At 29.7% G+C, this 15,143-nt stretch carries 9 protein-coding genes; 7 read left to right on the forward strand and 2 right to left on the reverse strand.

Annotated features, from left to right (window positions below):
- The first annotated feature begins 6 nt into the window (after positions 1–6).
- A complete protein-coding gene (locus E0K96_RS04045; RefSeq protein WP_168081392.1) occupies positions 7–2,031 on the forward strand; it encodes an SWIM zinc finger family protein in 2,025 nt (674 codons plus the stop codon).
- Positions 2,032–2,075: 44 nt separating this feature from the next.
- On the opposite strand, the gene E0K96_RS04050 is transcribed toward E0K96_RS04045, so the two are convergent.
- Positions 2,076–2,237 carry a hypothetical protein gene (locus E0K96_RS04050; RefSeq protein WP_168081394.1) on the reverse strand — a complete coding sequence of 54 codons (162 nt, stop codon included), beginning with the start codon at positions 2,235–2,237 and terminating at the stop codon, positions 2,076–2,078.
- A gap of 304 nt (positions 2,238–2,541) precedes the next feature.
- Between E0K96_RS04050 and E0K96_RS04055 the strand changes: the two genes are divergently transcribed.
- From E0K96_RS04055 to E0K96_RS04080, 6 genes are all read left to right on the forward strand, one after another.
- Positions 2,542–3,888, forward strand: coding sequence for a Wadjet anti-phage system protein JetA family protein (locus tag E0K96_RS04055; protein ID WP_168081396.1), 1,347 nt, complete (start codon positions 2,542–2,544; stop codon positions 3,886–3,888).
- A 1-nt stretch (position 3,889) separates the two neighbouring features.
- Positions 3,890–4,534 (forward strand): DUF4194 domain-containing protein, encoded by a 645-nt coding sequence (locus E0K96_RS04060; RefSeq protein WP_168081397.1) that lies wholly within the window; start codon positions 3,890–3,892, stop codon positions 4,532–4,534.
- The gene (locus tag E0K96_RS04065; RefSeq protein ID WP_168081398.1) at positions 4,503–7,715 is read left to right on the forward strand and encodes an ATP-binding protein; all 3,213 of its coding nucleotides are present in this window, start codon (positions 4,503–4,505) and stop codon (positions 7,713–7,715) included. Before E0K96_RS04060 ends, E0K96_RS04065 begins: the two co-directional genes overlap by 32 nt.
- Positions 7,708–8,886 carry a Wadjet anti-phage system protein JetD domain-containing protein gene (locus tag E0K96_RS04070; RefSeq protein ID WP_168081399.1) on the forward strand — a complete coding sequence of 393 codons (1,179 nt, stop codon included), beginning with the start codon at positions 7,708–7,710 and terminating at the stop codon, positions 8,884–8,886. Before E0K96_RS04065 ends, E0K96_RS04070 begins: the two co-directional genes overlap by 8 nt.
- An 86-nt stretch (positions 8,887–8,972) precedes the next feature.
- Complete coding sequence (locus E0K96_RS04075; RefSeq protein WP_168081400.1) at positions 8,973–12,209, forward strand: DEAD/DEAH box helicase; 3,237 nt, start codon at positions 8,973–8,975, stop codon at positions 12,207–12,209.
- A 10-nt stretch (positions 12,210–12,219) separates the two neighbouring features.
- Positions 12,220–13,677, forward strand: coding sequence for a DNA-directed RNA polymerase subunit alpha C-terminal domain-containing protein (locus E0K96_RS04080; protein WP_168081401.1), 1,458 nt, complete (start codon positions 12,220–12,222; stop codon positions 13,675–13,677).
- Positions 13,678–13,768: 91 nt separating this feature from the next.
- Here the strand turns inward: E0K96_RS04080 and E0K96_RS04085 are convergent, their stop codons facing one another.
- Positions 13,769–15,124 (reverse strand): ISL3 family transposase, encoded by a 1,356-nt coding sequence (locus tag E0K96_RS04085; RefSeq protein ID WP_168081402.1) that lies wholly within the window; start codon positions 15,122–15,124, stop codon positions 13,769–13,771.
- Positions 15,125–15,143 lie beyond the last annotated feature (19 nt).

Genomic DNA, 15,143 nt, shown 5'->3' on the forward strand with positions numbered 1-15,143 from the left:
ATGCATATGCTATATGGAAATCTTTTTGCAAAACGAATATTGGAACGAGGTTATCGATATTATTTAGATGGTTCTGTTTACAATGTTGTGAAAGAAGGACAAGTTTATAAAGGAACTGTAAAAGGAACAACTGATTATCAGGTTGAGATACAGATTTCTGATCAGTTTAAAGTTACACAAATGCATTGTACATGTCCATATGCTCAAGATGGAAAGAGATGTAAACATGAAGCGGCTGTATTATTGGAGATTTTTGGTGTAGAAGCTGTAATGGGAGATATGGAAGATGAGTATGATGATTATTATGATTACGATGAATATGATGATGAAGAATACGATGATGATTGGGAAGAGGGTTATGATTTCTACGAGCCAGGAGTTTATAAAGGGCATGAAATTTTAGAGCCTTTAGAGAAAAAGTCAAAATCTGATATTTTAGATATCATTTCTATGGCTATACAAGATTCAAGAACATATCAGATTTTTTTGAACCTTTTACATAATGATCAAAGATTAGAATCTATTCAAAATATGATTCGTACACACATATCTTTATCTCATCATATTCAACAAGAGAATTATCAAAAAATATATTTCGCCATTCAAAACCTTCAAGATTTTCACCAGGAACAATCTATTCCAACTTTAGCAAATGAAGCACTTTGTCATATGCTTAATGTTTTTCCGACTTTAGAATCTTTTCAAGAAGACTTCTTTTTTAACATGATTGAACTCATAGAAAAATATACTCTTACTCAATTTGAAAAAAGAGAATTTTATGATTATCTTTGCATTCAATATCATCAACCTGTCATTTATCGTTTTATGAATCATCTCTATAAACAAAACTATTCATTTGAAAGTATTATCAAACAACTTGAAAATAAAATCAATTTAAGATTTACTCGTTTTTCATTAAAACCATTTTATCAAAAATATATCTATATTATTTATTATTACCAATCTTCATCATTTCAAGATATGGTTAAAAAATATTCACAGGATCAAAATTTTGCTATTGAACTGATAAAATTCTATATTCAAGTTCAACAATATGAAAAAGCAGAAAATATGTGTCTTCAAGAAATAAAGAAGATGGATCATATAGAGTTCTATAAGTTATTAATAGAAATCTATCAGCAAACACAACAAAACGATAAACTTATGAAAGTTTATATACAATTACTTTGTCATAAATATTCTGGTCAAATTCAATATTATCATCAGTTAAAAGAAATCTGCCCTTCACAGCAATGGGAACAAATAAAACAAGAAGTGATTCACTCTTTAGAAAAACAACAAGTCAATCTTTGTGCTATTTATGCTGAAGAGAAGATGTATGATTCTTTAATGAATTATTTTATAAAAAGTCATGATATGATTGAAATTAGAAAGTATGAAGATATTCTTTTTAAAGAACAGACATCAAAAATGTTATCCTTGTATAAAGAGTTTATTATGGAAAGTTTAAAACAAAGAGGAACCAGGGAATTTTATCAAAATATAGCAACTTATATTTTTAAAATTGATGATTATGATGAGCAACTTTCTCATCAAATCGTTGAAGAATTAGAACAACTTTATCCTCAGCGACATGCGATGATTGAAGAAATACAAATAAAAAAACCAGTAAAGGCTCAGCTTTCACAAATCATTGAAGCCATTGAAATGTCAGATGATTGGACAATATGGGTTTATCGTCAATCTGATGGAAAAGTTTTACCTGTCTATGATGAAATCGATGATGATGTCAAAGAAATTGTTTTTACTGATGATGATTATATTTCTTTACCAGCACGTTATGAGATTAATGAATATCATATTATGGAAATGTTTATTGCCCAGCTTTCAGATCAAAATATGCAAAATATCTTAAGTAAAGCTATTTGTGGCAAAGGAGCTTTTCGACGTTTTAAAAATTTAATACATCAACATCAAATTCAAGATGACTGGTATCGCTTTTTAAATCAAGAATATAGAAATATTGCAATCAGATGGTGTCGCAAATATGACGTGCCATTTGACGAATAAACAGTAAAAGTAGGTAAATTGATATTATTTTCAATTGCCTATTTTTATTGGACACATAGTTCCATTTTATCTTTATACAATTCTAATAAATGATATTTTTCTTTTAAATAGGGGACAGATTCTTCTATGTTAAACTGATTATAACGATTGCCGAATACAATAATGATAGAATCTTTGATGAGAATATTCATAATCACACGAGACATAACTTATTCTTGGGTTTTTAATAATTGATATGCTTACTTAACATTTCGTTACAATTTTTCATTGAACTGAAAAATTCACATGATAAAGGTTCTCCGTATTCATCAGGACAGTGAATATGAAATAAATATATTTTATTGTTATCATAATACTATAGTCATAATAAACATTTGCAAAATTATGAAATCTAAGAATTTGCTTTCTTTATCACAAAATTTACGTTTGTTTTATAAAACCGTTTGAAAAGAACGGTTTTATATGTCATTATATGCTATAATATGGATAATTGAGAGAAAGGGAAGATTTATGCATAATTTATTTGATGTGATACCAAGTCAGTTTTTCTATATTTTTATAGGTGATAATAAGCGTATATTGTCAGATTGTGTCTATTTAGCTTATCAGTCATTTCAAAATGATCTTTCTTTTTCATGTACAAGGGAACAGCTACTAACAATATTTCAAGATTACTTTGAAACACATCTTACTACGATTGACAGTGAAGAATGTTTGAACAATTCTAGAGATAAGGCTTTGTATGTATTAAAGCGTTTAAAGGATTGTGGATGGATTCATGAAGAAGTTGGTGAAAATTATGAAGTGTTTATCACTTTTGAAGATTATAGTATTCAGATTATGGATTGTTTATTTCATCTGGAAGATGTAAGAGAAAGTGAAGAGTATTCAGGACTTATATATAATATATATACATCATTTCAAAACTTTGATATTCATCGAGGAGATCTGATTTTTGAAACAGCTTATGAAAATACCAAAGATTTAATTCACAAATTAAAAAATTTGAATTCCAATATCAAAAAATATATTCAAAAACTATTAGATGATGGTATAAAAGATGACTTGCAGGCTTTATTAAATTCTTTACTGCAGGAATATCAGACAAAAATCATTGATCGTGCCTATTACAATCTGACAACCTATGATAATCCTTCTAAATATCGCCAGAGTATTCTTTCACGTATTCAGGAAGTGATGGATAATCAGGATTATGTCAGTTTGATTATTCATAATATTATGGAAAGAAAAGGTATCGAACATGATCAGGCTTATGATTTATTGATGAATCAGAAAGAATATATCATGCAATCTTTTGAACATATTGAGGATATCATGCAGGAAATTGATAGTAAGAATAATAAATTTATTGAATCAGCGATTCATCGTATCACTTTCTTATTGAACAATCAAAATGATATTGAAGGAAAAATCAATAATATCATAAAATCCATTGCCAGTGGAAATGATGTTAATGATTTAGGTAATATCTATATCAATCAGATGATTAATCGTGATTCTTTATATATTCCTCGACAAATAAGTAAACCAATGAAAACACAAATCGAAGATACTGTCATTTTAGATGAAAAGGAAAAAATGGAATCTATAGAAAGAATCAAAAGATCAGAAAATTATTCTCATAAAAAAATTGAAGAAAAAGTGATGTTATTATTAAAGAATGGACCTTTTAAAGGTTCACAATTACCATTAGAGACACAAAATGATTTGATTTATTTTGTCTTTATTTATCTTTATGGATTTAGCTATCAGACCAAATATCAGGTAGAGCCTTTAAATGAAGAAGTGATAATCAATCATTATCGTTTTCAGGACTTTTTGGTAAAGGAGAGATGACATGAATAAATATCAGCAGGCCACAACATTTTATAATCATTATGTACGTTTAAGTGACTCGAAAAAAGAAGAATTTTCACGTTTGTGTAATAAATTATTGAGTTATAACTATATCTGTGCCAGTCGTCCTAAAGATCAGGATGACTATTATAAAATTGTTAGTGAATTAGATTTATATGTTCAATACTTTGCATTAATGGATTATGTCGTAGAACATCATCAAGTAGATAAAGTCATTAATTTATATAATTTACAAAATTATAATCGTTATACATTAAAGAAAAATGAAACCATTGTTTTATTGCTTTTAAGAAGATTCTATTATCAGAAGATGCAGGAAGTTTCATTAATAGATCAGATTACAATGACAATGGAAGAACTTCATGACGCTATGCTTGCCACAGGACTTTTTGAAAAACGCATTAATAAAGGTGAAATGAGAGACATATTACGTATTTTAAGACGTTATCATATTATTGACACAACAGGACAAAGCGATGATGATCAATCTATCATTATTATTTATCCAACAATACTCTATGTTTTGCCAGTTCAACAGATAGAAGATATTGATCATCGACTAGCAGAATACAGCAGACAAGGTGGTGACAAAAGTGAAGAAGCTCGTGAAGATGAAGATTATTAACTGGCATCTTTTTAGTAATGAAACAATTGAAATCAAAAATAATGTCGTGATTACTGGAGAAAATGGAACAGGAAAGTCAACATTGCTGGATGCCCTTCAATATGTTTTAACTGCAGGGAAAGCCAAATTTAACAGTGCAGCTAATGATTCTGGAAAACGTAATATAGAAGGGTATATGCGTGGAAAACTAGGACGAGAAGGTAAGCCATTTTTACGTACTGGGGATGTAGTTTCTTACATTGTCTTAGAATATTTTGATGAAACATCCAAACGTTCACAACTAATAGGCGTCGTCCTTGAATTAAGTCAGGCCAATATAAAAAAGGAACTCTTTTTTCAAGTTTTAGACCAAAATATACAGGATGATTTGTTTATTCATAAACGACATATTTATAATCGTAACGAATTTAGAAAAGAGTTACAAAGACGCAAGCTTAAAGCCAATTTTGCAGATAAGAAGAGTCAGGTTCCTTCACTATTTAGACAAAGTTTAGGTGTCTCTTCAAAATATTTTGAACTGATACCTCGAGCCCTGGCATTTAAGCCTATTAATCAGGTATATAATTTTATTTATGATTTTTTATTGAATGAAGATCCTGTCAAAATTGATGATTTACGTAATAATATTCATGCTTATAGACATTTAAGTGATGTCTTAAAAGAACAACAAAAACGTATGGAATTATTAGAACAAATTGAAAAAACATACCAACAATATCAAAAAACACTGAAACATTTAAAAAATTATGAATTTGTAAAAGATGTGTTTTATATAGAAAGCTTAAATTATCAAAAAGGACAATTGGTACAAGGAATTGCGAAAAACAAAAAAATGATTCAAGATATGGAACAACAGATATCTTTGATTCAAAATCAATTACATGGTTTACAAAAAGATGTCTTTCAATTGGAAAGTACTCTTGAATCTAATGAAAGCTATCGTTTAAAAAAAGAACTGGAAGAAAATCTTCATCAGCAACAAAGACGTTTTGAACAGGTATCTCAAGACTATCAGCTCTATATATCACAATTACAGGAAGATATCACAATGTTAAAGCGTTTAAGAATGAAAGAGACTTTTGTTGAACGTATTCAAAATCAGGATTATGATAGTCAGTATTTAAGTGAACAGCTTTTTGATATCCGTAATGATTTAAATGAAAGACGAAATGTCAATATGCAAAAAACAGTTCAATATGATCATGAACTCAAACAGCTTAGAGAAACCAGTCAACAGTTCAATAAACAGATGGAACTTTTGAATCGTAATCGCTTTTATTATCGCAAAGAAGTCAGTGAATTAATCGAAGTTCTTTCAGTGAATCTGGAAGAATATTTTCAACAAAAAGTTGAAGTTAAGCCTCTATGTGAATATCTGGAAGTGAGTGATGAATCATGGCGTCAGGCTATTGAAGGTTATCTCAATACGCAACGCTTTGATTTGATTATTGAACCTGCTTATTTTCAAAAAGCTATGCAGATTTATGAACAATATAAAGCAGAACATCATATTTTTGGTGTCGGTATTGTAAATGTGATTCCTTTACAGAAATATTCTCAAACAGCAGAAAATAGCCTGGCACAGTTTGTGACAAGTTATAATAGCTATGCCAAAAATTATGCTAATATGATTTTAAATAAGGTTCATTGTGTTGAACATGTTGAAGATTTGACACAATATCCAATTGCTATCACAAAGACATGCATGGTTTATCAAAATTATGCTGTAAGAGCTATCAATCCAAAAATCTATCAACAACCATATCTTGGACAAGAAGCTATGAAAATTCAAAAGCAGATCATTCACCAAAAATTAACTGATTTAAAGCAAGAGATGACACAGATAGAAAAACAAAAACAGGATGCATCAAGAATTGTCCATTGGATTGAACAGTCACATATCAGTGATCTTGTTAGAAATTTCTATATTATTGATGATTATCGTCTGCTTGAAAAACAAATTCAGGATTTAAAAACACGCTTAAGTGAGATTGAAGAAGATGATTCCATTATGACTTTGATGTTCCAACTTGAACAGCTTCAAAAAGAATTGAAAACAGTTCAAAATCAACTGACAGACAAACAAAATCAATATAGCTATGAAACAGTCAGTTTAGAAAATAATCAGAAGTCTTTAGAATCTTTAGAACAGACTTTGTCATCTTTACCACCACTTCCTGAAACACTTGAGCCGGAAGTTGAAAAGATCAAACAACGTTATCAAAAACGTTATGGCAGATATCAGTATCAGGCAATTAATCATCAGCTGCAATCACGTATCAATGAGGATAATGCACAAGTTGTCAAAGATGAAAAAGATGTAGAATATCATATGCGTTCCTTTAATCATGAAGCCAAAATGGGTTATGAAGAAAGTGTTGAAAACATTGATTCCTATTTAACGATGTATTATCAGTTAAGAGATATCGAAATTGTGAAGCGACAGGAAGATGTCCGTCAAGCACGCATGAAGTGTGAAATGTCTTTTCAGGAATCATTTATTTCAAGACTTTACGAAAAGATTCAACAGGCTAAAAAAGACATTCAGGAACTGAATAAAGGATTAAAAAATAAAAACTTTAATGGGGATCACTATGAATTTGAAGTTAATCCAAGTCGTCGACCAGAATATCGACAATATTATGATATCATCAGTACAAACCAGCAATATAACAGCGACAATTTATTTGTTACGACGTTATCACAAGAAAATCGACATGTTATAGATGAATTGTTTAAGCAAATTGCTTTATTAGATGATAATGAAAGTGGAGAAAAGCTACTCAGAAAATATACAGACTATCGTGAATATCTTGATTATGATATCAAGATAACTCATGAAAATGGTGATTTCACAAAGTTTTCTAAGGTCAATCGTGAAAAATCAGGTGGAGAGACACAGACACCATTTTATGTTGTGATTGCTTCAAGCTTTGAACAGCTTATTAAGCAACGATATCAGGAAGATTCAGGATGTGTTGTTTTATTTGATGAAGCATTTAATAATATGGATGAAACAAGAATTCAGTCTATGATGAAATTTTATAATGAACTCAATGTTCAGATTATTATTGCAGTTCCACCTGATAGAGCCAGTACAATTATGCCTTATGTTGATACGACTCTCGCGATTATCAAATCTGGAGATCATTCTTTTGTCGAGGAAATTATTCATGAATAAATATGGAAAATTGGTTTTAAATCATTTATTAGATAAATATGAACGCAGTGTTTTGTCTAAACAAGGCTCAAATAAACATTTACGTATTCATATACCAGTGCGTAAACTGTTTCCTAAGTATGATAACAGTGATTATTATCATGAACGTTTAATGATTGATGAAGCACTTCATGATTTAAGAGAATTACATATCGTAGTTCTCTCAATTAATCTAGATGGTATTGATGATATTGAACTTTCTTTAACGAATATTGAAAAAGCCTACCAATATGCGAATCGAACTTTCTCTTTGGAAACAAGAAAGACTGTTATTCAGCTATTGGAACAGACAACATTTTCATATGAATGGTTGGAGACTTTTCGTATCGATATGTTAAAAAAGATTTCTTTGTTTCAGTCAGTTTATCGCTATTTGAATCTTGATGATATTTTGGAAATTAAGGATATTTTTACAGTTTTGAAAGCTTTGCCTTTACAAAGTCATGAAATCTCATTAAGAAAGTTTTCTTTGGCAGTTTTAAAAGATTCTAAACGTTTAGAAGTCATCAAAACACGTTTATTACATATTTTATTTGATTACTGTCCGGAAAGTTTTGCGGATGAAGATGAAGCTTTTGCTTATTTCAATATTATGAAAAATCCTGGTTTTCTCTATTTAAGGGGACGCATGGTCATTGAACTCAATGGTCAAGTTATTGATTTAGGTCGTTTAAAAAGTCCTTTCTCTTTGATGAGTGAAAATATAGAACAGCTACATATCTTGGATATTCAAGATCAGAATGTTTTGACCATTGAAAATCTGACTTCATTTTATGATACTGTTTTAGATAATACACTTGTGATTTACTTAGGCGGTTATCATAATGCTTTAAGACGTTCGTTGCTGACAAAAATATATGTGCTTTATCCCCATCTAAAGTTTTATCATTTTGGTGATATTGATGCAGGAGGATTTTATATCTATTATCATTTAAAAGAAAAAACACAGATTCCTTTTCAGATGCTTGGTATGGATATTCCCACATTACAGCGATATCAGGCCTATTGTAAATCCTTAACGCAAAATGATAGACGTCGATTAGAAAAATTACAGGAAAAATATCATTTAGAAGTCATCAATTATATGTTAAAGCACAATTGTAAGTTAGAACAAGAAATTGTAAATCTGTAATGACGACATTTTCAAAGAGTCATGATATGGCTCTTTTTATTATGACAAAATATGATATAATGAGCACATATAAGGAGAATTCATTTATGAAAACTGATTTTAATTTATTAACTTTATTTTCTAATCCCAATAATATATCTATCGCCAAAAGTTATGATCGTTATGACAATGTTTTAAGCATTGATCTTAAACAATCTGAAAATGGCTATCATGTTGATGCTGTTGTGAGAGTTAGAAGTGAAGAGTTTCAATGTTCTTTTTCTTTTGACGATGAGTACAGTTTGATGGATTACAATTGTGAATGTATTTGGTGCCGTGATGGTAGTCCATGTGCTCATATTGGTGCAGTTTTATTGAAGTTAAATCAACTGGAAATTCCATCTTTTCCATACCATTATGTCAATTCTCAAGTTGAAGAAGAAAAAAAGCGTCAAGAAGAACATCGCCAACAACAACTTCAGCGTGCTTATGCTTTTAGAGCTTTAGAAACAAATAATTTGATTCAACAAAATAAAGAATATTATCATAATCAGGTGAGTTCATCAATTTCTCATGAACAATATCAATTAACACCTTTTTTTCATAACGAAGATGGTGATTTATATTTAGAATATAAGATTGGTAATGCTAAAAAATATATTATTAAAGATGTTGATGAATTTTTAGAACATATAGAAAATAAAGATCAAGTGAAGTATGGTAAATATTTACAGTTTGTACATACACGTGAATCTTTTACAGATGAAGCTTTAAAACAGATTGCATTTCTTGAACGTGCTAAAATTGCAATGAATAAAGTTAATCCTGAAAATTATTTCTTTAGTTTTCGTAGTTCTTTAAATTTTGGTAGATATGTCTATATTCGTAGTGAATTTCTTGATGATTTTTATGATGTCTATAAAGAATTAGGGTTAGTCCACTGTCTTTTTAAAGATATTGACTATACGATAAAAGCTAGTTTAGTTAAAGAACAAGAATATTATGTACTTAAAATTATTGATGAAAATCAATTTTATTTTGGAAAACAGTATATTTATTTTATATCTACTTTTAAACAACTGACAAAGATTCAACGTATTCAAATGGATTTAAATGAAAAATCGTTTGATATTTTACTCGATTTATTTGAAAATCCAATGTTTATTAAAGAAGAAGACCTCCATGATTTTTATAAATATATATGGGCACCCATGCAAAATTCTTTTGACTTAGAATGTGATTTTGAACTCATTCAATCACCATATACATTCATTAAAATATATGGTGATATCAATGAAAATGAACAGATTTATTTTAAAATTTACTATGAAGATGAAAATCAGAATCATATTCATGCATTTCAAAACGACACAATTACAACAATTGATCAGGATATTGTTGAAGCATATTTACGTCAACAATGTCATCAAATTGATGAAAAAAATGGTTGTGTTTACTTTGATAGTTATGATGAAAAAACATATGAATTTATGCATACAGGTATTGAATTTCTCCAACAATATAGTGAAATATATATTTCCGAAGCATTAAAGAAGATTGGTCAACCGGTACATTATCATATTCAGGTAGGTGTTAAAGTTGATCATGATCTTATATCTTTAGATATGAAAAGTACTCAAATTCCACAAATGGAAATTGCTGAAGTTTTGTCGAAATACCGTCGCAAAAAGAAATTTCATCTTTTAAAAAGTGGTGAACTTCTTTATCTTGAATCACCTGATTTGGAAGAATTATCAAAATTTATGGATGAATATCATATCAATGCGAATGATATTCAAAATGGAAGTCTGACTTTAAATAAAAATCGTGTATTTGCATTGGATAATAATGCAACAGAATTACAACATATACAAATTGAACGAGATGAATCCTTTCAAAAACTCATTCAACAATTCCATCAACATATACAATATGTCTATCCTTTAACATCCTATTATAATCAACTATTGAGAGATTATCAAAAAGAAGGCTATCAATGGTTACGAACACTTTATGAATTGGGATTTAATGGAGTATTGGCTGATGATATGGGACTTGGTAAAACGTTACAAGTCATTGCTTTATTGGATCAATTGGAAACAGATAAACCAAGCTTAGTTGTGTGTCCTTCTTCGTTAATTTATAATTGGGAAGATGAAGTTCATAAGTTTTCTCAAACTTTACCAGTGACATGCATTGTATCGGATGCGAAAACAAGAGAAATGATGATACATAATATTCATGACAAACATCTTTATGTCACTTCTTATGATTATATACGTCGTGATATAGAACTATATGATGCTATTGAGTTTGAATACGTGATTCTTGATGAATCTCAATATATCAAAAACCAGAAAACTAAAAATGCAACATCTGTTAAACAACTCCATGCTCTGCATAAATTAGCACTGTCAGGAACACCTATAGAAAATTCACTAGCTGAATTATGGTCAGTCTTTGATTTTTTAATGCCACAGTATTTATATAATTACCATTATTTTCAAAAGAAATTTGAAACAGATATTGTTAAAAACCAAGATCAAAAGAAAATTCAACAACTTCAAAAAATAGTTTCACCATTTATTTTAAGAAGAAATAAAAAAGATGTCTTATTAGAATTACCTGATAAGATAGAAAAAACACAATTGATTCCTTTTACTCAACAGGAAAGTGAATTGTATTTTGCCAATCTTGCTCAAATTAATACTCAGCTTCAAGAAATATTTCAAATGGAAAAAGTTGATAAGATTGTGATTTTATCAATGTTGACAAAACTAAGACAAATCTGCTGTGAACCAAGAATGATATATGATAATATTTATCAAAGTTCATCTAAGATGAAAGCTTGTATGGATTTGATTTGTAATTATAAAGCCAACCATCAACAAGTCTTATTATTTTCATCTTTTACAAAAGTCTTCGATTTGATGGAAGAAGAACTAAAATTAAATGGCATTCGTTATTTTATCTTAACTGGTGGAACTTCTAAGGAAACAAGGCGAGAACTTGTACAGCGTTTTCAAGAGGGTGAGGCTGATGTCTTTTTGATTTCTTTAAAAGCAGGAGGAACAGGACTTAATCTGACACAGGCACAGGCTGTTATCCACTATGATCCATGGTGGAACATTTCTGCTCAAAATCAGGCGACTGACCGAGCTTATCGCATTGGACAACATCATAATGTTATGGTTCATCAATTGATTATGAAAGAGAGTATTGAAGAAAAAATTCAAATCTTACAGGCTAAGAAGAAAGAATTAGCAGACATGTTTGTAGAAAACAGTGATGGAAATATTTCTTCATTATCAACAGAAGATTTGAAAGAATTATTTGCTATGTAGGAGGAAGACTATGAGATATTATATTAAAGAATTATTAAATCACAGTTATGAAATAGTAGCTATGGATGGATATGATGCTTATGTCAGCATATATAATCATGAAGATATTCATTTGACTTCTCAACAAAAAGAAGCTGTGTCTTGCTCATCTATTGATAACCAGTATTATTACGGCATTGGTCAAGAAGAATGTCACGACTACTGCCAAATAGCTCAATATTTAGATATGGATCCATTACGATTTTTACAATTCTATCCATCATCACGTGATTATGGAAATTATAAAAACTTTTCTCAATTTCAAGACATTCATCATTGCATGGATTTTAAAAAGATCATAGAAGATGAAATCAAAGAACTTGTTTTAAAAGAACAGTTACATCCGGATTCATTATTGTATACTCTATTAAAAGCAAAAGGCTATGTTTATCAGTCATCTGATGAAAATATACCTTATGAATTGCTTCATACACCTATTGAAGAACTAGGATTAAGTGTCCGTAGTTACAATTGCCTGAAAAGAGCAAATATTCATACTTTACGTGATTTAAGACAAGTCATGAAAAATGATGAACTTTATAAAATAAGAAATATGGCTCATAAGCTTGTTAAAGAAATTATTGATGCATATTGTCAGTTTCTGAATCAGAATTTTTCTTATCATTTAGAATTGCATTTCATGCAAAAAAAGAGTCCTATCACATTTGTCTATGATATGCAAAGTTTTGCATTAAAAAGTATTGTATCTAGCATTTTTCAAGACTTTTTCTTGGCTGATCACAAAAGTTTGTTAAAACATCATGATGCAATTTTTATCCCCAAAATAACAAATGTTCTTTTATGGATGGGTTACAGCAATATTGATGATGTTGAGCCTCACTTACCAAAGCTCGATGATTATTTTTATAAACTTTCTTTTACATCAAAGCCAGATGCTCTACAAAAAAGGTATAATGACTATCTTCATGCTCATATCACATATCATGAAATTCCTTATTCCATTTATCAAAAGCTTATCAATCAGGAGGCTTCACAAAAAGATATACAAAATGCCTTGCAAAAATATAATGCCTATGTTGAAAGTGTTGTTGAACAAATTAATAATAAAATATATTATGTCGAAAACGATCAGACAAGAGAATTTTATCATGATGATGAAAACGATACTGTTGATATATATGATATGGGTATTTATGAATGTATTCAATATGATGATTTGAAAAAGATTATGGATTCATTAGAAGATATCTGTGTTATTAAAGAGGTCATGAAAAAAATAAGATTATCACATTCTTATTATATTATTAAGGATCTCAATGAATATAAAGCACAGGTAGACATGATTATCAAAAATCATTCTCAATTAGAAGCCAAAGAACTTATAGAACAACTATTAGATAATCCGTTTTTATTAAAACATCAATACGAAGAACTCCTTCAATATATTCGTCTCAAATATAATAGCTAATATTTCTATGAAAAAGGAGTTGCTCTGATGAGTCAACTCCGGCTCTGTGTCAAGAGTGGAGGGGAAGTAACTGAATCAGTTACTTCCTTTTTTAAATAATGTCATACTTAAAACCAAGATGCAGAAGTATTCTTTTTCTTAGGTTTTGAAAATATCTATAGCCATAGGCATTACGCTTGACTAGTTTCACCTTATTATTCATGCTTTCAATGAATCCATTATTGAAGCATGTTTTTATTTTTTTGTTTTTTCTCGTGTAGTATGTTGTGTATGTCAATGATCTTAGTATTGGCAGGAACCAGTTTTTCCTGAAGTTTTTAGCAGTAGTCATATAATAATGATTTTCTGTCTTGAAAATATGATCAAGCCAATCATTTAATGCTTTCTTATAATCATTGTGTGGCTCATTAAGTATTTTCAGGAAATCCTGATAAATGTCATAGTTGATTTTTAGCTCTTCACACGATTCAAGTTCAAGAATTGCTTCAACTAGCTGCTTGTTTGTCATGTGTTTTTTAAAGTATGGATAATACCACGCTTTCTTTTCATTAAGTCTATTTTTATATTGGTCAAAAAGATGAAGATTTCTTTTGATAAGTTTTGATAGAGAATCATCTTTAAGATTTTTACAACAATTGATTCTTGCTTGAACCATGTTTTCTCTTACAATTCTTGTATAATGAAATCTATCAGCAATGATCTGAGCCTGAGGAAAAAGAGAATGCATGATTGAGTGGAAAGCACCTGAGAGATCCATGACGATGATTTTGACTTTCTTTCGTTCATCGTAAGGAAATCTCATGAAATAGTTTTTTAGATAAGAAGCACGTCTATCTGCAATGATATCAATAGTTTTTCCAGTAATGGGATTAGTTATATGAAAAGCAAAAGTGCCTTCATCAACTGTTGCCCTAAATTCATCAATGGAGATCGTAGAAGGAAGATGATAGAATCTTAGAGGAATGTCTATATGATGATAAAATAATCTATAGACAGTGCTTTTGGAAAGACCATGAGATCTAGCAAGTACAGCCATTGCAGTATTTTCTCTAAAGCCAAAAAGACAGGTTTGGGCAGCGATGGTAGTCAGCTTAGAATGAGGGAATCTAAAAGGGATGTTATCCTTGAAATATTTATGGCAATGCTTGCATTTGTACCTTCTATAAGTGACCTCGAGTATGGTCTTTAAATGCCCATTTGAAGTATGGGTAAGAAAAATTTTTCTGATGCCTTTAGAATCATGACGATCAATGCAACCGCAATGAGGACAAGGTTTGCTCATTGAAGAAGATACGATATTAACATATTTAATAATGGAACCATTAGGTTTACGTTCGTATCTGAAACAGGAATCAGAATCAGGATAAGGCATAGGAAAAAACATACCATTCATTGAATTTAATTCTAGCGATTTTAAGATATCATTGGTATAATTGGGATTGGACATAGAAAATAACTCCTTTCAT

The organism is Massilimicrobiota sp. SW1139 (assembly GCF_012027715.1).
Classification (GTDB): Bacteria; Bacillota_I; Bacilli_A; order Erysipelotrichales; family Coprobacillaceae; genus Allocoprobacillus; species Allocoprobacillus merdigallinarum.